The sequence below is a fragment of the Streptomyces sp. NPDC025638 genome, from assembly GCF_055558775.1.
In genome coordinates, this window is sequence record NZ_JBVHLX010000002.1 from 810,943 (window position 1) to 830,479 (window position 19,537).

General features: G+C 68.7%; 13 protein-coding genes, 1 tRNA gene and 2 pseudogenes. 11 read left to right on the forward strand and 5 right to left on the reverse strand.

The window, feature by feature from the left end; all coding sequences use genetic code 11:
- Positions 1 to 146 precede the first annotated feature (146 nt).
- The 5 genes and pseudogenes from ACZ4EG_RS07850 (at position 147) to ACZ4EG_RS07870 (ending at position 5,602) form a co-directional block, all read left to right on the forward strand.
- Entirely contained in the window at positions 147 to 1,094 is a 948-nt protein-coding gene (locus ACZ4EG_RS07850) for a beta-ketoacyl-ACP synthase III (RefSeq protein ID WP_453556013.1), read from the forward strand.
- A gap of 151 nt (positions 1,095 to 1,245) precedes the next feature.
- Positions 1,246 to 1,923 (forward strand): GntR family transcriptional regulator, encoded by a 678-nt coding sequence (locus tag ACZ4EG_RS07855; protein ID WP_467789949.1) that lies wholly within the window; start codon positions 1,246 to 1,248, stop codon positions 1,921 to 1,923.
- A 271-nt stretch (positions 1,924 to 2,194) separates the two neighbouring features.
- A pseudogene (locus ACZ4EG_RS07860) lies at positions 2,195 to 2,806 on the forward strand (ADP-forming succinate--CoA ligase subunit beta); the annotation flags it as partial.
- Positions 2,807 to 2,817: 11 nt separating this feature from the next.
- Positions 2,818 to 3,718, forward strand: a pseudogene (gene sucD, locus ACZ4EG_RS07865) (succinate--CoA ligase subunit alpha).
- 321 nt (positions 3,719 to 4,039) lie between these two features.
- Positions 4,040 to 5,602, forward strand: coding sequence for an aldehyde dehydrogenase family protein (locus ACZ4EG_RS07870; RefSeq protein ID WP_467789950.1), 1,563 nt, complete (start codon positions 4,040 to 4,042; stop codon positions 5,600 to 5,602).
- On the opposite strand, the gene ACZ4EG_RS07875 is transcribed toward ACZ4EG_RS07870, so the two are convergent.
- Positions 5,592 to 6,530 (reverse strand): LLM class flavin-dependent oxidoreductase, encoded by a 939-nt coding sequence (locus ACZ4EG_RS07875; protein ID WP_467789951.1) that lies wholly within the window; start codon positions 6,528 to 6,530, stop codon positions 5,592 to 5,594. The genes ACZ4EG_RS07870 and ACZ4EG_RS07875 overlap by 11 nt on opposite strands.
- 60 nt (positions 6,531 to 6,590) lie before the next feature.
- Between ACZ4EG_RS07875 and ACZ4EG_RS07880 the strand changes: the two genes are divergently transcribed.
- Both ACZ4EG_RS07880 and ACZ4EG_RS07885 read left to right on the forward strand, forming a co-directional pair.
- A complete protein-coding gene (locus ACZ4EG_RS07880) occupies positions 6,591 to 7,028 on the forward strand; it encodes a MarR family winged helix-turn-helix transcriptional regulator (RefSeq protein ID WP_453556001.1) in 438 nt (145 codons plus the stop codon).
- 123 nt (positions 7,029 to 7,151) lie between these two features.
- Positions 7,152 to 7,236, forward strand: a tRNA-Leu gene (locus ACZ4EG_RS07885).
- On the opposite strand, the gene ACZ4EG_RS07890 is transcribed toward ACZ4EG_RS07885, so the two are convergent.
- Positions 7,201 to 8,523: a recombinase family protein gene (locus tag ACZ4EG_RS07890; protein WP_467789952.1), complete on the reverse strand. Its 1,323-nt coding sequence runs from the start codon at positions 8,521 to 8,523 to the stop codon at positions 7,201 to 7,203. The two genes, ACZ4EG_RS07885 and ACZ4EG_RS07890, sit on opposite strands and share 36 nt — an antisense overlap.
- Before the next feature lie 1,074 nt (positions 8,524 to 9,597).
- Here ACZ4EG_RS07890 and ACZ4EG_RS07895 point away from each other — a divergent pair.
- From ACZ4EG_RS07895 to ACZ4EG_RS07910, 4 genes are all read left to right on the forward strand, one after another.
- Entirely contained in the window at positions 9,598 to 10,140 is a 543-nt protein-coding gene (locus ACZ4EG_RS07895) for a hypothetical protein (protein WP_467789953.1), read from the forward strand.
- Between the two features lie 126 nt (positions 10,141 to 10,266).
- Positions 10,267 to 10,704 carry a hypothetical protein gene (locus ACZ4EG_RS07900; RefSeq protein WP_467789954.1) on the forward strand — a complete coding sequence of 146 codons (438 nt, stop codon included), beginning with the start codon at positions 10,267 to 10,269 and terminating at the stop codon, positions 10,702 to 10,704.
- Positions 10,705 to 10,891: 187 nt separating this feature from the next.
- Positions 10,892 to 11,344: a hypothetical protein gene (locus tag ACZ4EG_RS07905; RefSeq protein WP_467789955.1), complete on the forward strand. Its 453-nt coding sequence runs from the start codon at positions 10,892 to 10,894 to the stop codon at positions 11,342 to 11,344.
- A 1,324-nt stretch (positions 11,345 to 12,668) separates the two neighbouring features.
- Positions 12,669 to 13,493: a DUF429 domain-containing protein gene (locus ACZ4EG_RS07910; protein ID WP_467789956.1), complete on the forward strand. Its 825-nt coding sequence runs from the start codon at positions 12,669 to 12,671 to the stop codon at positions 13,491 to 13,493.
- Positions 13,494 to 13,509: 16 nt separating this feature from the next.
- Here the strand turns inward: ACZ4EG_RS07910 and ACZ4EG_RS07915 are convergent, their stop codons facing one another.
- From ACZ4EG_RS07915 to ACZ4EG_RS07925, 3 genes are all read right to left on the reverse strand, one after another.
- Positions 13,510 to 16,167: a phospholipase D-like domain-containing protein gene (locus ACZ4EG_RS07915; RefSeq protein WP_467789957.1), complete on the reverse strand. Its 2,658-nt coding sequence runs from the start codon at positions 16,165 to 16,167 to the stop codon at positions 13,510 to 13,512.
- Positions 16,164 to 17,654, reverse strand: coding sequence for a hypothetical protein (locus tag ACZ4EG_RS07920; protein ID WP_467789958.1), 1,491 nt, complete (start codon positions 17,652 to 17,654; stop codon positions 16,164 to 16,166). The genes ACZ4EG_RS07915 and ACZ4EG_RS07920 overlap by 4 nt, the downstream gene beginning before the upstream one ends.
- A 544-nt stretch (positions 17,655 to 18,198) precedes the next feature.
- Positions 18,199 to 19,536, reverse strand: a complete 1,338-nt coding sequence (locus ACZ4EG_RS07925; RefSeq protein WP_467789959.1) for a hypothetical protein — start codon at positions 19,534 to 19,536, stop codon at positions 18,199 to 18,201.
- Between the last annotated feature and the right edge of the window lies 1 nt (position 19,537).

Here is a 19,537-nt window from a genome sequence, read left to right on the forward strand (position 1 = left end):
TGGGGGGAATGGTCGGACGTCCGAAGGTCTGATGGAAGCCGACAACGAGGGCCCCCGAATCCTGTGGCTTCGGCTGCCGTCGTACCCGTGAGTCACTGACAAGACTGGTGCATCCCGCAACCAACGGCAACGAGGGGGAGCCCCACATGAACGGCTCGCGCATCACCGCAGTCGGCCATTATCAGCCCGCCAAGGTACTCACCAACGAGGACCTGGCGGGCATGGTCGACACGAGTGACGCATGGATCCGCAGCCGGGTGGGCATCCGGACGCGGCACATCGCGGGGCCCGCCGAGCCCGTGGACGAGCTCGCCGCGTACGCCGCCGCCAAGGCGCTCGCGGCGGCGGGGCTGACGCCCGGTGACATCGACCTGGTGCTCGTCGCCACCTCCACCGCGATCGACCGCTCGCCGAACACCGCGGCCCGCGTCGCGGCCCGGCTCGGCATTCCGCAGCCCGCCGCGATGGACGTGAACGTCGTCTGTGCCGGGTTCACGCACGCGCTGGCCACTGCCGACCACACCGTCCGCGCGGGGGCCGCGACCCGCGCCCTCGTGATCGGCGCCGACAAGATGTCCGAGGTGACCGACTGGAGCGACCGCACCACCTGCGTTCTCGTCGGCGACGGGGCGGGGGCCGCCGTCGTGGAGGCGTGCGGGCCGGGGGAGGAGCCCGGGATCGGGCCCGTGCTGTGGGGGTCGGTGCCGGAGATGGGGCACGCCGTGCGGATCGAGGGCACACCGCCGCGGTTCGCGCAGGAGGGGCAGAGCGTCTACCGCTGGGCCACCACCCAGCTGCCGCCCATCGCGCGCCGTGCCTGCGAGAAGGCCGGCATCGCACCGGAGGATCTCGCCGCGGTCGTGCTGCACCAGGCCAACCTGCGCATCATCGAGCCCCTCGCCGAGAAGATCGGCGCCGTCAACGCCGTCGTCGCGCGTGATGTCGCCGATTCTGGCAACACCTCCGCCGCCAGCATTCCGCTCGCGCTGTCCAAGCTCGTCGAGCAGGGTGCGATCTGTGGCGGCGACCCGGTACTGCTGTTCGGCTTCGGCGGCAACCTGTCGTACGCCGGTCAGGTCGTACGGTGCCCGTGAGGGGCCGCGCGGGCGGGTGGGCGCCGCCGCGCGCCCCGTCCGTGGTGTGATGCGCCCAACTCCCCCTCTTCGTGGCGTTTGTGCGCCGTAGACTGTAGACGAAAGACAATCGATACCGGGCTTCCGGCCCTGTCGAGGAGGGGGAGCGCGAATGTTGTCGCCCGGACTGCCGCAGGGTGCGGTGCCCAAGCTCGAACGGCCCGGCCCGCTGCGCGACCGCGTTTACGAGGCACTGCTCGAACTCATCACCACCCGCGCGCTGCAGCCCGGCCGGCACCTGGTGGAGAGCGAGCTCGCCGGGCACCTGGGCGTCTCCCGGCAACCCGTGCGGGAGGCGCTGCAGCGGCTCAACACGGAGGGCTGGGTCCAACTGCGGCCCGCCCAGGGAGCGTTCGTGCACGAGCCGACCGAGGAGGAGGTCGACCAGCTCCTCACGGTCCGTACGCTCCTGGAGGCCGAGGCGGCCCGGCTGGCCGCCGCGAACGCGGGCAGCGCCGGAATCGGGGCGCTGGAGGAGCTGTGCGCCGAGGGCGAAAAGGCCGTGGCCGCCGACGACGTGGACGCCGCCGTCGCCCTGAACGCCCGCTTCCACGCCAAGATCATGGACCTGGCCGGCAACGCGGTCCTCGCCGAACTCGCCGGGCAGGTGGACCGCCGCGTCCGCTGGTACTACACACCGGTGGCCCGCCGGCGCGGCCACCAGTCCTGGATCGAGCACCGCGCCCTCATCGCGGCGATCGCCGACCGCAACGAACAGCAAGCCACGAACCTCATGCGCGAACACACGGAACACACCCGGCGCTCGTATCACGACCGGGCCGAGTCCTGAGCACCGGCCGAGGAGGAACCGCGCGGCACCTCCCGCCAGGGCCAAGAACGCGCCGCATCGTCGGTGCGGGCGGTGTCTGGTTGATGAGGTCGGCGTAGGTCCCGCTGGCGCGTACGTGCTCCGCCCTGCGCATCCTCGCGCAGCTGGACCTCGCCCCGACGAGGTGCTGGCCCGGCCCGACGACATGGTGCCGCGCCTGGTCGGTGTAGGTGCCGTACCCCCAGAGCGGCGCCGCTGGTCCGCCCCCAGTCAACGAGACGCGAACCAGCGGCAGGTGCTGGTCCGCGAGGACGCCCCGCTCGTCGAGGTCAACCCGCTCGTCCGCATCCGGCAGGGCCGGCTCCTCGCCCTCGACGGCAAGGTCACCCTCGACGACAACGCCCGCTTCCGACAGGCCCGTTGGGGCGCCGCCGAACCCGGATCACCACGACCCGCTGGAGGCCGTGGCCGCCGCCCGCGGCCTCAACTACGTCAAGCTCGACGGCGAGGTCGGCATCATCGGCAACGGCGCCGGGCTCGTCATGTCGACCCTCGACGTGGTCGCCGGCCGTGGCGCCCGCCCGGCCAATTTCCTGGACATCGGCGGCGGCGCGTCCGCGCAGATCATGACCGACGGACTGTCGTTGATCCTCTCCGACCCGGCCGTGAAGTCGGTCCTCGTCAACGTCTTCGGCGGGATCACCGCCTGCGACGCGGTAGCCGAGGGCATCGTCCGGGCCCTGGACACGGTCCGGCTGACCAAGCCGCTGGTAGTGCGCCTCGACGGCAACAACGCGGCAGCCGGCCGCGCGATCCTCGACGGCCGGACGCACCCGCTGGTCCAGCAGGCCACCACATGGACGGCGCCGCCCGCCAGGCCGCCCAACTCGCCCACACAGCCTGAGGAGCCGGCACATGGCGATCTACCTCACCAAGGAGAGCAAGGTCCTCGTCCAGGGCATGACCGGCGGCGAGGGCATGAAGCACACCCGCCGGATGCTCGCGGCCGGAACGGACGTCGTCGGCGGCGTCAACCCGCGCAAGGCCGGTCGCACCGTCGACTTCGACGACCGTGCCGTCCCGGTCTTCGGGTCGGTCCGCGAGGGCATCGAGGCGACCGGCGCGGACGTCACCGTCGTCTTCGTCCCGCCCGCCTTCGCCCGGGCGGCCGTGACCGAGGCCACCGACGCCGGCATCGGCCTCGCCGTCGTCATCACGGAGGGCATCCCCGTCCATGACTCCGTCGCCTTCACCACGTACGCACGGTCGAAGGGCACCCGGATCATCGGCCCCAACTGCCCAGGTCTGATCACCCCCCGGCCAGTCCAACGCGGGCATCATCCCCGCCGACATCACCAAGCCCGGCCGGATCGGCGTGGTGTCCAAGTCGGGCACGCTGACGTACCAACTCATGTACGAGCTCCGTGACATCGGCTTCTCCAGGTGTGTCGGCATCGGCGGCGACCCCGTCGTCGGCACCACCCACATCGACTGTCCGGCCGCCTTCCAGGACGACCCCGACACCGGGCTGATCGTCCTCATCGGGGAGATCGGCGGAGACGCGGAGGAACGCGCGGCGGCGTACGTCCGCGACCACGTGACCAAGCCCGTCGTCGGCTACGTCGCCGGGTTCACCGCGCCCGAGGGCAGGACCATGGGGCACGCGGGCGCGATCGTGTCGGGTTCGACGGGCACCGCGGCTGCGAAGAAGCAGGCACTGGAGGCGGCCGGGGTACGGGTGGGCGGGACACCCACGGAAACGGCACGACTGGTACTGGAGATCCTGGAAACCCGGAGAGACAGCACCCGGGACTGACTCGGGACCACGGCCGCCCGCTCGCCATGGGCCCGGTCGGCAGTGCAGTCGCGATGAGTCCGGCCACCAAGTGACCGGTCGCCACGTTCCCGGCCACCAAGTGACCGGTCGCCGTGTTCCCGACCACCGAGCGACCGGTCACCATGTTTCCCTACGACCAAGAGCGCGTCCCGGACGCGGCCTCCCGTCCCCGCCCGAGTCCGCGTCTCCCGCGCGAGCCCGTGTCTCCCCGCCCGAGTCCGCGTCGAAGCGGGCTCAGGCGTCGGAGACGACCCTTGCCACACCCCGCCCCGATCGCCGCCCCGAGAGCGGAGCAGACGAATGGCACCCACGCTCACCACCACCCGCCCCACCCTCACGCTGAAGCCCGGTACCTCCTGGAGCGATGCCTGGCAGCGCTGCCTGGCCGTCGCCCCCGAGGCCTTCCGGGACGACCGCGTCCTCAACCTCTACGGTGCCGCCTGGCAGCCGGACGGCCGCGCGCTGCCCGCGACCACCCCGGTCGACGGCAGCCCGATCGCGGGCGCGCCGCGGCTGGACCGGACCACCGCCCAGCAGGCCGTACGGGCCTCGCTGGACCAGCACCGCACCTGGCGGCATGTCCCGCTGGAGGAGCGCCGGGCCCGGGTCGCGGCCGCCCTCGACGCGCTGACCGAGCACCGCGAACTGCTCGCGCTGCTGCTCGTCTGGGAGATCGGCAAGCCCTGGCGGCTCGCCCAGGCCGACGTCGACCGGGCGATCGACGGCGTGCGCTGGTACGTCGACGGCATCGAGCCGATGGTCTCCGGCCGGGCCCCGCTGGACGGGCCGGTGTCCAACATCGCGAGCTGGAACTACCCGATGAGCGTGCTCGCGCACGCCATGCTGGTGCAGGCGCTCGCGGGCAACGCGGTCATCGCCAAGACGCCGACCGACGGCGGCGTCGCCTGTCTCACCCTGGCCTCGGCGCTGATCGCCCGCGAGGGCATCCCGGTCACCCTCGTCAGCGGCAGCGGCGGCGAGCTCTCGGAGGCGCTGGTCCGCGCGCCCGAGATCGGCTGCGTCTCCTTCGTCGGCGGCCGCGACACCGGCGCCGCTGTGGCCACCGCCGTCGCCGACCTGGGCAAGCGGCACGTCCTTGAACAGGAAGGGCTGAACGCCTGGGGCATCTGGAACTTCTCCGACTGGGACGCCCTCACGGCCGTCGTCCCCAAGCTGTTCGACTACGGCAAACAGCGCTGCACGGCATACCCGCGCTTCGTCGTCCAGCGCACCCTGTTCGACGAGTTCCTGGCGGCCTACCTGCCCGCGGTCCGCAGGATCAAGGTCGGCCACCCGCTGGCCGTCGGGCACCCCGACGACCTTCCGCCCGAGCTGGACTTCGGGCCGGTGATCAACGCGGCCAAGGCCAAGGAGCTGCAGGCCCAGGTCGCCGAGGCCATCGACCGCGGCGCCGTCCCGCTGCACCGCGGCAGCCTGTCCGACGCCCGCTTCCTGCCCGGCCAGGACACCTCGGCGTACGTCCAGCCGGTCACGCTTCTGGGCCCGCCCCCTTCCTCCCCGCTGCACCACGCGGAGCCGTTCGGCCCGGTCGACACCATCGTCCTGGTCGACACGGAGGCGGAGCTGCTCGCCGCGATGAACGCGTCCAACGGCGCTCTGGTCGCCACCCTCTCCACCGACGACCGGGCCGCCTACGACCGGCTGGCGCCGCAGATCCGCGCGTTCAAGGTCGGCCACGGCAAGCCCCGCTCCCGCGGAGACCGCGACGAACTGTTCGGCGGCTTCGGCGCCTCCTGGCGCGGCGCCTTCGTCGGCGGCGAGCTCCTGGTACGCGCGGTGACCCAGGGCCCGGCGGGGGAGCGGCTGCCCGGAAACTTCCCGGACTACCAGCTCATGCCGTGACCCCGGACCCGGTGGCGCCGGTCGCGGACGGGCGCCACCGGGCGATGATCTCGTCGGCCAGCCAGCGGGCCACGCCTTGCGGGTATGGACGCGGCAGGCTGAGCACGATGTGGGTCATCCCGGCACCGACGAGCGCGGCGACCGTCTCACGGGTCGCCGCCGGGTCGTCGTACGAGACGAGAACCTGGACCGAGCGGGTGATGTCCGACGGATCGCGGCCCAGCTCGGCGCAGTGCGCGTCCAGCACCCGGGCGCGCTCGGCGACGAAGTCGACGGTGTTGTGCGGCGGTCCGGGCACGTTCCAGATGTCGGCGTGCTCGGCGACCAGCCGCAGCAGCCGAGTGCCCCAGCCGCCGATGAGCAGCGGAGGGCCGGGACGCTGAACCGGTCCGGGCTGGTTCCGGGTGCCCTTCAGTCGGTAGTGGTGGCCGGTGTAGTCGAAGACGTCCCGCGTCCACATCAGCTTCAGGATCTCGACGCTCTCCGTGAGCCGCGCGATGCCCTCGGCGGGCGGGACGAGGGTGAGGCCGTACGCCTCGTACTCCGCGATCGCCGGATTCTCGCCGGGTATCCCGCCGGCGCCCGGCGGCTGGTGCGTGCCGCCGACCCCGAGGCCCAGGACGAGCCGCCCGCCCGAGATCACGTCCACCGTGCAGGCCATCTTGCCGAGCACGGCGGGCGGACGGATCCGGTTGCTGGTCACCAGCAGCCCGAGGCGCAGCCGCGCGGTCTGGGCCGCGAGCGCGCTGAGCAGTGTCCATCCCTCGTGGATCTGGCCGTCCTTCGGCCCCGCCACGGGCAGCAGGTGGTCCCAGAGCCAGGCGTCCGCTATCTCCGGCACCGCGTCGGCCTCCAGCCAGACGCGGCGGATGTCCTCGTACGGCACGTGCATGGGCGTGGTCTTGATGCCGAAGCGCACAGTCGTCATAACCGTCAGCGTACACAATCATCAGCACTGCTGACGATCAGTTCTCGCTACAGTCTTCGCATGGACAGTGATCAGCGGCCGACCCCCCTGGAATCCCGGCTCGGCTACCTCCTCAAGCACGCCCAGGCCAGGCTGGCGCGTGCGTCGGCGGAGGCCCTCGCGCCGCACGGCGTGGACGGCCATGAACTGGCGGTGCTGGTGGTGCTCTCCGGCGACGAGCCGCTGTCGCAGGTCGAGGCGGCCGGACGGCTGGGCGTGGACCGTACGACGATGGTGTCGCTGATCGACTCCCTGGAGGGCCGCGGCCTGGTGGGGCGGCGGCGCAGCCCGCAGGACCGCCGCCGCAACATCGTGGAGCTCACGCCCACGGGCCGGGACTGCCTGCGGGAGGGCGAGGAGGCGCGCCGGATCGCGGAGCGCCGCTTCCTCGCTCCGCTCGACGAGGAGACGGCCGCGACACTCGTCCGTGCCCTGCGAATCCTGGTGGCGTCACCGTAGCCGCCCCGCCACCCGAGGTGACCTGGCTCACCGGCGGATATGCAGGTGAAACGCACTCCGAAACCTTGGTATCGTTGTCCGTGTCGCCGCCGGGAACAACCCCGGCAAGGCGACAGACACCTGGTCCGGGTGGCGGAATGGCAGACGCGCTAGCTTGAGGTGCTAGTGCCCTTTATCGGGCGTGGGGGTTCAAGTCCCCCCTCGGACACAACCACTGACGATACGGTGACGTGGGCCTTGACCTTACGGTCGCGGTCCTCGTTGTGTGTTCGTAGCAGATGGTGAGGCCCAGGGCCTCGTAGAGCGGGCCTTTCTTGTCGGCGTCGGCCGTGTGGATGCGCTGTGCAATGTCTCCAAGACTCTCAGTGATCTCACGGATCTGTCGAGCGTCGAGTGGGGATTCCTTCTTCCGGGGGACGGTGGGGAGCGCTTCGAGCTTCTTCTGCGCCGCTTCCTTGTCTCTCTGCGCCTCGTTGATCCACTGGGTGACGACGGCTGGGTCGGCTCCGGCGTCGAGGGCTGCTTGGTAGCGGGCGAGCCGTCGCTCGCAGTCCTTGATCGCCTGGCGCGCTTGAGCCTGCTCGGGTGTCTGGATCGCTGCGGCGCTTGCATGGCTGATCGCTTCGATGGTGGCGGCGAGCCGGTCGAGGGCGGAGGCGCGGCCGATCCACTGATCCAGAGCCTGGCAGACGATGTCTTCACGCAGGTTGACGGTGCGCGGGTGCGTGAGATCTGGGTAGAGCGCGGCTTCCTGGTTCTTGAACTCGCAGCGGTAGTAAACACGGTTGCGGATGGTGGCGGGCTGTATCTTTCGCCCGCACAGGCTGCATCGGACCCGCCCGCGCAGGGCGTAGGGGCGTGCGCCCTGCTTTCCGGCTCGTTCCTGTCGGCCCTGGTTGCCGACCCGCTGGCTGCGGAGCGCTCGGGCGGCGTCGAAGAGTCCGGCGCTGACGATCGCTTCGCGGGCGGGTTCATTGGAGTGGATCCACTCGTCGGGCGGGTTGTGGGTCATGGTGGTGCGATGGCCGAGGGTGACGTCGTCGACGTCGAGGAGCCGTTCTTCCTTGTGCTGCTTGTTCCAGACCTCGTAGCCGGTGTAGCGGGGATTGATGAGGATGGCGCGTACGGCGCCCTGCTGCCACGCGGTCTTCTTGCGGTGCGAATTACGCGTGGCGTCGTGCGCGGAGGGACAGGGAATGCCTTCCCGGGTGAGCCGGGCGGCGATGGCGCTGTAGCTCATGCCGTCCACGTACATGGTGAAGATCCGCTGCACGACGGGTGCGGCGGCGGGGTCCAGTTCGAGTTTGTGAATGCGCTGGCCGGCGGCGGCCTTTGACGGGTTCGGGTGGGGTCCGGCGTCGGCGATGTGGTAGCCGTAGGGCGGTCGGCCGCCGAGGTAACGGCCCTGGAGCTTGGCCTGGGAGCTCATGGCCGTGCGCACCCGGATCTTGATGCAGTTGCGTTCGCCCTTGCTCATGCCACCGAAGACGGACATGACCAGGTCGTGGGCTTCGTTGTCGGGGTCGATGGGGCCGCCGACCTCCGGTACCCACAGCGGGATGCGGAAGTGGACGAAGATGGGGAAGGTGTTGCCGAACTGGTTGCCGTAGAAGGTGCGCTGCGGCTCCCGATCACCACCGCGTCGAACCCGCGGTGCGGGTCGCGGAGTGCTTGGAGGAGTTCGTTGGCGCGGGGGCGGCGCTGCCAGGGCAGGGAGCGGCTGTGGCCGACGTCGAAGTATTCGGTGACGATCTGGCCGCCGGCGGGCTCGATGAGGGCTCGGGCGCGGGTGAGCTGCCAGTTTCTAGAGGCCCCGGGATCTTGAAGGTCCTCGGTGGAACAGCGTCCGGCGAAGGCGAAACGGATCACGTGCGGTCAGACCCCCAGCGGTTGTGGCGTACAGCGCGGTGCGGGTGTTATGTGGCGGTCTCTCGTACCTCGATCGGGCGAGAAGAGCCAGTCGGCACCGCCTTGTCAGGTGTCTCCGGGCTCGGGGCGTGGCTGGTCGGGGTCGGTGATCATGGCCTGGAGGAGTTGCAGGAGGGCAGCAGCGAGGGAGTCGGTCATGGCGGGTGGCCCCTTGGGGAGGGCTACGTGGATCTTCTGGGAGTTGCCCGGGGTCGGGTGACTCGTCGGTGCTGACACATCCCCTATAGAGAAGTTGCACCGTGGATTTGTCGTCCTCTGTCGGCCAGGGACCTCCTCGGGTGGAGCGTCCGCCCTGGATTCCGCTGCCGACCGGATGCCGCGGGCCGCTGACGGTGGTGTCGGGGCCCAGTGGGCGTGTGCGCTGGACTGGGGCCCGTCGCAGGATGGTTGTCGGACAGGGAAGCGCCATAATGGCGCTGGGCGCAGATTCGAGTCCGTGGCGGGGCATGGTGGCTGTATATGCGGGCGAGGCGGCGCCGGTCGTCGGTGTGCCACCCTTCGTCGATTCGCATGCGGTTGTAGTGGTCGGCCCCCTCTGGCGGTGGCTACGGGGTGCCGGGGAATGGCAGAGGCACGGTTCACCTCACAATCGGGGGATGGTCAGCCGCAAGCGCCGTCAATCTGTCGTACCTTCTCGTACATGGTGGAGCGGAGCAGTAACGACCTGAGCGGTGCGGTCACGGGCCCAGTTGTTCAGGCGGGAGCAGTGCACGGCGACGTCGTGTTCGATGCAGCAGCTCAGGCGCGGATCGCGCACGCTCGGGCGTTGAGGGAGGAGCGGCTATCTGCTTGCGCGTTGTTTCTGCAAGCCGCGGAAGCGCTAGCGGAGCAGCTGGAGGAAGCGGCGCAGATGGCTGCGGACATCGTGCAGACAATTCGACCCCGCTATGAGCTGGTCGGTCTTGGCGATCGCCTACGTGATGCCCGTTCGGCCCTTGACCAGTTGAGACCAGTGACGCGTGGTGTGCAGTTGGTTGGCCCTGAGGGCGCATACGAAGCGGCAAGTTCCGTGACCGCGGTATCGGTTGCTCTGCTCTTGTCTTCCAAGATCGCCTGGGATCGGGTTGCGAACGTACCCCGTCGATGGCAACGCAATCATGACCGCTTCCGCCAGGATCTACAGGATCGGTTGTCAAGGTTCAGGGATGAGGTTCGTCGTGTGCGTGAGGCGCCTCTCGTGTAGAGGGTGTGGCGTCAATAGGTAGCGCCACGGGCGCGCGGAGTCCGCGTATGTACTGGGACGCGTCGGCGCTGCTGCAGCCCAGCTTCAAGGGTACGGTGGCTTCCTCTGGTGCTCGAAGGGGGTTTGATGGAAGCCGAGTTGATGTCACTGGCTGCTGCAGGCGCGACTGCATTCGTGCAGCAGATGGCGGCGGACTCCTGGGCGGAAGCTCGTGACCGCATTGTCTCGTTCTTTTCGCGTCGTGATGGCCGTGAGCGGGCGGTCATCCAGGGAGAGTTGGAGACCTCGCGAGGAGAGCTCACAGCGGCAATGGCATCTGGAGACGAGCAGACAGCTGCAGACGTCGAAGCTGAGTGGCGTACTCGATTGCGACGTACTCTGCTGGACAACCCGGTCGCAGCGTCCGAACTACGCCAAGTGCTGTTCGAATTGGCGCCCGCCTCAAGTGGTCAACAGGTTGCCGCCGTCCACAACACCATCAGTGGGGGCGTGCAGAACGGTCCGGTCGTCCAGGCCGGCGTCACGGGCTCGCTCGACTTTGGAACACCTCCTAGTCGAGCGTGAGGTTGTCTCCGCTCGACGCCATGAACACGTGCGCTACTTGCGTGCCGCTGAGCGGACGACGTACACCATCGTGCCGGCGGAGTGTCGTCGACCTTCAACGACGGCACCCGTCGAGCTTGATCCGCGGACAGCAGCATGTGCCGCCCCCCAATGGCGATCTTGTGATCAGGTGCGTATCTTCCGCCTCATGAGTGAACAGCCGTCCATACATAATGAGTTGAGCGGCAATATCGGGGGCCACGTCGTGCAGTCCGGTGCCATTCATGGTGACGTGCTGTTCACCTCGTCTGCTGCGCCGATGGACCCTGAGGCAGCGGAGACGCAACGACGTTGGAATGAACGCCTACGGCGTACCCTCGATGAAGAGGACGCCAAAGAGGCAGCAGAGCAGCGCAGGTTTGAAGACTACGTCCGGGTCATCCACAGGAAGCGACGTTGGAACCTGTGGTTGCTGTTGGTGGAGAGCCTGGCCGTGGCGCTGGGGTATCTGCGCGCGTTCCCCTCAGCTGGGCTCGTTGGAGCCCTGGGCATTTTGTGGGGACTGATCTCCCTGTTCGGCTGGGTCTACTGCTCCGTGCTCTTGTGGAGGGCCCGGACAGGGCGGACTATCCCGGTTCCCCGGCACCGGTGGATGTGGTGAACAGGTGGCGCCACTCGTGCGCTGTGGAGGTCACGGCGTAGCGCAATGCGTCGGCGGAGTGGTGTCGACCTTGATCGGGGCGTCTTCGCCGCGCGCGGTCGCCTTGGGGTCCAAAGAGTAGTCGGGGAACTCGGTGAGCAGGCCCTCTCACGATTCGTGCACGAGTAGGGGGCCGGTGGCAAGGGCTGCGGCCACGGATCGGATGCGTCGACTGTACGAGACTGCTTCGGGATCCCGTGCACAGGGGGCCTAGCTGGCGCACGTTGCCAGGAACTGGGGCAGGCACGGAGCTCCGGGAATGCTTGGCTCAACCCGTATTCAGCAATGCGGTACGGATCACGGGATCGCGTAGCAGCGTGAGAGTTTCGGAGTCATCAGCGAAGATCGGGGACGGTGCAACGCCTTGCAGGAACTCCTGAACGAGCGCAGCCCCGGACACGAACTGGATCGAGCGGTCCCTGTCCAGGTGCACGGCGATGGTGAGCTGGAGACCCGGCTCGACGGAGCCTCGTTCACCCGGGCCGTCTTCCGACGCAAAGGCACGGGCCGCAGCGGGAGACCTCGTCCATGCTTTCGGCGCCGTGCGCCGCGCAGAACCAGCGGGAGCACTGACCACAACGGTTGTCGGCAGGTGAGGTGCAGTCATCGTTGTGGCAGGGCTCGGTCGACTCGGGCGAACGGGCACCGACGGCTCCTGAAGGAACCAGCGACCGGATGTACCAGTCACAGCACTCCGTCCAGTTGCCGGCGCGAGCCGCGAGTGCCCCGCGCAAGGCAGCGTGGCGGGCGTCGATCACCGCGTGGCCGGTGTCGGCATCGCGTTCCAACAGCCGCAGATGGCTGACGGCAAGCGCGAAGTTTCCGTGGGCGTAGGCGGCAACGGCCCGCTCGAACGCAGCGGATGGCCTCTCGGCCGTTCCCCCGTTTACCCCGCCCTCGTTCGGCGCGGAGTGTGACACCACCGTTCCCCTCCGGTTTTGCCGACGGCACGGACGCCGCCGCCCAAGGCCCCCTGTTGACTCTGCATATGCCTGTGCAGCATAGAGTCTCAGGTGGCATCCTCGAACGACTGCCGTATCAACTCCGTCTGGAAAAGGCCTACTTCGGCCCGGACTTCCATAAGTCCGCAGGCGGCCCGCCCGAGGCGACGTCGGGCACCGGTGAGAGATCTCCTCGATCACCACACCATGGGGGCGCTGGCTGAGGAGTACCGCGCCTCACCGGTGGCCGGTTCCGGTTCTCTGGTACTACGAACGCATGCGGATCGAACCGTTCATAGGCATCGACCTCGCCTGGGCGCAGAGCGGAGCCCGCACCAAGCCCAATGAAACAGGCGTGGCCGCCATCGACGAGCACGGCGTCGTGGTCGAATGCGGCTGGACCCGCGGCCTCGACGAGACGATGTCATGGCTGGCCAGGACAGCCGTCGACGGATCGACCCTGGCATTTCGTCGACGCACCGCTGGTCGTCGCCAACCCGGCTGGCCAGCGGCCGTGCGAGCGGGAGGTCGGCCGACGGTACGGCCGTTGGAAGGTGAGCGCGAACAGTACCAACCAGAGCTCTCCCCGACAGGCCGGAGTGCTGCTGCGGGAACGGCTGGAGGAGTCGGGCTGGTCCTACGACGACGGCAGGGGCGGGCCGCCGACCGGCGGTCTGGTCTTCTCCGAGTGCTATCCGTACACGACCCTGGTCGGAGCCACCGAGCTGGGCTACGACCAGGAACGCCCCACGTACAAGCGCCGACCGGCACGAGTTCCGACGGCACAGTGGCGAGCGGTACGGGCGGCGGAGTGCGACAGACTGATCGGGCACATGGCGGGTCTGGCCACCGCCGATCCGCCCCTCCTGCTCTCCTCTCACCCGGTCTCCCGTCAACTGCTCTCCGAGCCCTCACCTCAGAAGGAAGCTGACTACAAGCATCGGGAGGACCTCATCGACGCGCTGCTCTGTGCGTGGACGGCCGCGCTGTGGTACCGGCACGGACTGGCGCGCTGCCAAGTGCTCGGAGCGGACAGCTCCCTGCCTCCCGGACAGGCTCCCACCATCATCGCGCCTGCCCGCCTTGAGCAGCGGCGTGACGGTGAGACGAGGTCAATCGAGGGAAATCAGCCGCTCGACGGTCCGTCGCCGGTGGCGTCACGGCACTGATCGCTTTCCTTCCCCGTCACGTGTCGAGTGTGAACAGGCGACTGACCAACTCCGGGTAGGTGAGACCTGCTTCGGCGAGAATCTTCCTGAGAGCTTCCGGCGGGCCCTTCTGCAGCGGGGCCGGGGAACCGACGCGGCCGGGTACCGCGGAAAGGTCGCCGCCGCTGAACCGTGATTCCGGTGTGGCAGGGGGGCGTACCTGGTAGGTGAACCAGACGCGTGCCGGGGGATTCAGCAGGACCAGGTAGGGGTCCGCCCATGCCATGAAGGCCCAGCGGTTTTTGCTGCGGGCTCGCACGAGCACGCCGTCGGCGTGGTGCCGCCCGAGTCGTTCGGCCGCCTTGGCCACGACCGGAAGCGGATTGCCGAAGGAGCCCGTGATCTCCCAGAGCCCGTCCTCGCACGCGACCGACCAACCGGCCGCGGTGAGCCCCTCGATCGCCTCCGCGTAGGGGTCGTCTTCCTGCGCCAGAGCGATGAGTCTGTCCACCTCGCTCCAGGGCGCGACGCGGGCGAGCGCCCGCTCCGGCGGGATCATCAGGTCCTCCGCCTCGGCGGGCTCGGCACGCGCGATCATCGCCTTGCCGCCATGCCAGGCGCGGGCCGCGAGTACGTCGTGCTCGCCGCCGCCGGTGAAGGTGGCGTCCTGGACGAGCAGTGTCATCACCACGGCCGCCACCGCGTCCAGCCGTCGCCGGGTATCGGGCGGAGCATCGTGGTCCGCCTCGCCCGCCAGGTCTTCGGAACGGAGTGCTTCGAGGAGGCGGCTGAGTCCGTCGCGCCAGCTCTGGTCCTGCTCGTCCCAGACTCCGGCGGCCAGGAGCTGGACGTACAGGTTGGCCACGAGCAGCCGGACCGGAACCGGTGCTGCGGCTGAACCGTCAGGGCCCGTGAGCGCCGCGACCCAGCGCTGGGCCCAGGCGCGACAACGGGCACGCTGCTCTGGCGCGACGTACGGGGCGGGCGGCTCGCTCGTGGTGGGGAGGTCCACCTCCTCCGTCTCGTCCTCGTGCTCCTCGTCGTCCTCCTCCCGCACGCCAAGGGTGACCGCCGACACGATCCACCGCGACGAGGGTGCCTGCGGCAGGTCGAGCGGCGAGGTGCCGAACGCCAGATCCGTCAACGGCGCCCCGATCATCCGGCGGCAGTCGGCGAGGTAGGCGTCCCAGCGGTCGACGCCGCTCGATGTCACCGAGCCCGTTGTCGTGTCTCCCGCCGGGCTCACCCGGGGAGCGGACGTTCCGGCGGTGAGTTCGCGCAGGCGCAGCAGATCGGTTTCGAAACGGCGTGCGGCACGCTCGTCGGCGAACAGGGTCTGCGCCGTGTAGTCGTATCTCAGGCGGGGACCGCTGTCGGCGCTGTGACGCCGTGCGCAGTGCACGGGGCTGTACACAAAGACGACGGCGGATTCGGCGGTGGTGCCGTCAGGACGGGCGCACGTGGCGCGAACCGCCGCACCAGGAACCTCGGGCAGCGGGAAGGAGCAGGCCGCCGCCCCCGCCGGAATGGTTCCGGTCCGTGTCCAGGAACCCGGTGAACCGTCCGGAGACGTGCTGATCACCACGGGCAGGAGCTGGGGGTGCGCCAGAGAGACGTGCAGACCTTCGCTGTCCGTCTTCGCGCCCAGAAGGACGAGCGTGTGACCGGTGGACTCGAAGGGCCGGATGGTGCGGCCCGTCAGGCTCGCGAGTGAGGTGATGCGCCCCTGTTCGGGAAGCAGCGGCGCAGTGTCGGCGGCGATTACAGCGAGCTCGCAGTTGCCGCCGTCCCGGGTGCTGGTGCACAGCGCGGCACGGGTCAGATTCGGGCTCCCGGTGAGAGCGAATCGGCGGCCGCCGGCCTGCCACTCGACGAATTTGCCGTGCCGCATCCGAGTCTCCTCGAGGAAACGGATCTGCGCGTCGAAGCCGCCGAGTGCCCTCTTGATCGCTCCGGCGTCGTAGCTCGACCAGCGAGGCTGGAGCCCGAGGATGGTGCGGCGGGGTGTCAGACGGCCGAGCAGCCCGCTGAGGGCATGACCGGCCTCGTCGACGAACGGGGCGTACGCGTGCAGTTCGTCGACAGGACCGAGCGGCAGTTGGTCCAGCAGACTCTCCTGGAGGTTGTGCAGAAGCCTGGCACCGGTTTCCGGTCCGGCCGGGGCGTTGACATGCCGCTCGGTCAGAAGGGCAGCCAGTTCCGCCAGATGACTCGCCGACCAAGGGGCCAGTTCCACGGCGGAGGGCAGTGCCTCCAGCCAGTCGGCGAGGTCGGCCAGGAGCGCGTGGGAGTCGTCGTCCTCGGTTTCCACCACCGTCCACAGTTCGTCGTTGGCACCCCAGCCGGACAGCGTCGGGTTCCCCGAACCCACTGCGAGTCGGCAGGCGTGTTCTCCGATCAGAAGGACGACCTTGGGGTGGAACGCACGCCGGCAGGAGGCCAGGCCGTGCAGATAACTGCGGCCGGCCATGCGCACATCGACTGGGTCGTACAGCCCTTGGGTCGCATCACCGATCACCGCGGTGCGGGCACCCAGGCCACGGGCGACGGGTATGGCGACCTTCTCCAGGAAGGGAAGATCAACTGTGAAACCGAGGAAGAGTGCTTCGTGCAGCGCCTGCTGATCGCTGCGTTCGCTCCACTCTCTCAGCAGCGTGACGGGGGATGCGAACCGGGTGTGGTGTGCCGCGCTCATGGATTTGTCTCCAGGATTCGCCGTCCCTCCGCGGTGACGGTGTGGCAGTTGTCGCGGACGGCGAAAAGCCCCAGCTGCGCCGCCAAGGAGCCCAGTTGGGGGATGCGGGTGCCGATATCGGAGTCTCCTTCGTCACCGGTCTTGAAATAACGCTCGTTGCGAAGGTGCAGACGGGAGAAGATCTTCAGCCCGCCGGTCGCAGGGTCGGTGCGCAGCTTCGCGAGGGCGACTCTGCGGGACTGGGCGAGCATGTCGTCCACCAGCCGGGCGGCCAGGTCGCGGACCGGCCGGTCGGCGTAGTCGTCGATGAGGCCGTCGACCCACGTCGGGTCGAGGAACTCGGCCCAGCGCCGCTGACGGCCCAGGAAGACGGCCCGTACGTCGTCTGGCAGATGACCCTCTCGGGAGCGCAGCGCACCCACCATCAGGAGCAGCACATTGGTCATCGGGGCATCGGCACCCTGCGCCAGGAGCTGCCGTTCGACAGGCAACAACTGACCTGCCGCGTTCTTGAGCGGAGGCAGGTCGCCCAGGACCCGCCGCACATTCGCATCCGGGGCCTGTTGCGCCAGCCAGTCGCGCAGTTCCTCGGCCGACCGGTCGGCCTCGCCGTCCTTGGAGCCGACACCGGCCACCAGTGCCGCCCACAGCCGACGCCAGGCGCCGACGGAGTAATGGCGCAGCAGCACTCCCCGCCAACCGGCCGTCTCGGTAATCGCCGCCAGAACGGGATCTGTTGTCGCCTCGCCACCGAAGGCCACCGCGGAGCGCAGCGTCTCCTGAAACCCGTCGCCCTCATGACCGTGGAGATCGATCGCCCGGCCGAGGATACGGAGGGTCGCACGCCGAGTGCGGTCGGACGCCTCCCAGTCCCCCTGCGCGTGGGTTCCTCCACCGCGAGTTGCGGTCAGCACGTCCGTCAGCCATTCCCGCTCGGCCGGACACGGGACACCAAGAGCCGCCTGCCCCGCTGTCTCCAGGTCGGCGAAGGACACGACGTCCCGCTCCGCGAGAGACAGCAGAGGTGCGAAGAGCTCCTTGACCGCGGGAGGGCACGGGTGCCGGCCGGGTCTGAGCACTCCGTCCCGGACGTCCACGGTGCCGAGCACCGTGGCGGGTCCGCCGTACTGGTCCCAAAAGCCCCAGCGGCGGGGTGAGTACGACTGGCTCGGCTGCTCCTCGTCGGCGGCTCGCGCGAGTTCCAGTTCCTCTGTGTAGAAACGCCACACCCGATCGACCCCGTGGGCAAGCCACGCCGGATCTGTCTCCGTGTGGTGCTGGAGCGCCGCCAGCAGGACCTCGCTGCGGCGGACAGCCCGGCGGCACGCGGTGATGTCCCACGCGTTCCGTTCCGCGTGCGCCGCGATCGCCGCATACAGCGAGTGGTAACGGATGTAGCGGGTCACCGTGGACACTCCGGGAACCAACCGGTCCACCGCCCGCATCACCGGGCCCTCCACCGCCAGGGGATAGCGCCCGGATCGCACGCCCAATCCCTCGAGTGCCCATGCCGGCCCACGGACATCCGCTGTCACTTGCCACCCCTTGTCGGTTGCCGGAGCGTTGCATCGGCAGAAACTACCTGATCCTGCTTCAGGGTAGGTGCTGATTTCGGACGAGAGGCCAGTACGGTCGACTGGATTATGGAAGGTGCCGGGACACGCCCGATCCACCCTCAAAGCCGTCCACGACTGGACTTTCGGCAACGCCCCGGTTAAGTGTGGCGCTGGCGCAGAGCGCCCGATGTACCAACCCCACAGGCGCCCGATGTACCAACCCCGTGGGGCAGCGCCGACAGACAGCGCATCAACGGACTCCCCCGTGCTCTCCACACCAGGGCAGCTGCGAGTTCCCAGAACACGTGAGGTCTGGCCGAGTTGGTGCGGCACCATCGGGACGGCACTGGTCCTACTCCGGAGTGCGCCGCCTATTGTCACCGATCTGGGGCCCTGGACCGCCAGGCCCGACGCCAAGGAACTGCGCCTCGAACGCTCCGACATCGAGGCATGCCTCAGGCGCCGGTAACCGGGGTCAGAAGGCTCGCAGCCTCTCGATGTGATGTCTCTGTTGTTTTTCGTCCTGTTCGGTGTGCACACTGACAAGCACTCTTTGGCCGTCCGGCTTGTAGTAGATGCGGCCAAGTCGCTCGCTTCCCGCGATGCCCGTCGCCAATTCCGTCACCTCAAACCAGCCACGAATTCCCGAAAGATCCTTCCCGACAGGGCGCCCAGAGTCGATTTCAGCAAGTGCTTTCATCGTGGACGCTGGCGAGTCGAGGTTGGCGATCACATCGACTGCATCGAGAACGAACTCGAGGCGGCTGAACGCCCGAGGCAGGAACTCAATGACACCCCCGCGTCGAGGCCGTTGCGCGGTCGCGGCGCGAAGTCGTTCCGTCTCTAGGCCCTCAAGTTCCGACACACTCCCAAGGAGTGCGTCTACCTGCACCGCCAAGTTGTCAGCGCGTGCTCCGCTTTCTGCCGTTTCCGAGTCGGCCGCTCGCACACGCTCCAGCAGCAAGGAGTTCTCGGCAAGAGCGAGTTCTCGAAGTTCCTCGGCGTCAGCGAGGTTCTTCACCAGTTCCGCCGTGTCAGCCATGCCTCCCAGGCCTTGTCGGAGCACAGCGAGTTGCTCTTGCAGATCTGAATGACGGCGTTCTGCGAGGGCAACGGATTCTCGGTATCGATGCTCGCTCGCTTCCGCTTTCGCAAGATCGTGACGGAGCTGCGCGACCTCACGTTCAGCCGCCTCGCCCTTGCGTGTCGCGACATACAGTTGGTTAAGCAGCTCCTCGATCCGAGCCTCGGCCTCAGCAAGGCGAGCTGTGGTCGGATTCGTGACTGGCACCGTCGGCGCGAGAGACGACGGCGGTGCGATGACATCCCCGACGAGCGCAAGTGCTTCGACCTGGCTGCCCTTGAACCGAAGGCGCGCGAACCAGTCGTAGAAGTTGCCGTCATCTGCTGGACGATGGCTGACGTCCCAGCGCTGGATGCTAAGACCCGCGTCCTCAAGCGCTGACACCAAGCTGCTGGCAATGCGCTCCGACGCGTTGAAGACGACGTTATGCCCGTACTGGTTGGTTTCGAGGTGCCACTCGACGTCGAAACCGCTGGCCTTCTCCAGCGGTTCACCGGCAATGGGAGCGTACGGAACCTCTGCTCCGGTAAACAGGAAACGATCGCAGTCCGCGAGTTCCCAGCTCGTTCCGTCCAAGTCGATGAGATCGCCCTGCCGGAGTGGGTAGACGGAGCCCGCATACGCGACGCCCGCGTACCCATCGGGAGTCAGACGAATCGGACGGCGGACTCCAGACTCGACTTCCGTTCCGTGGTCAAGCACTCGCACGAGTGCCTTGGCGCTCGCCATG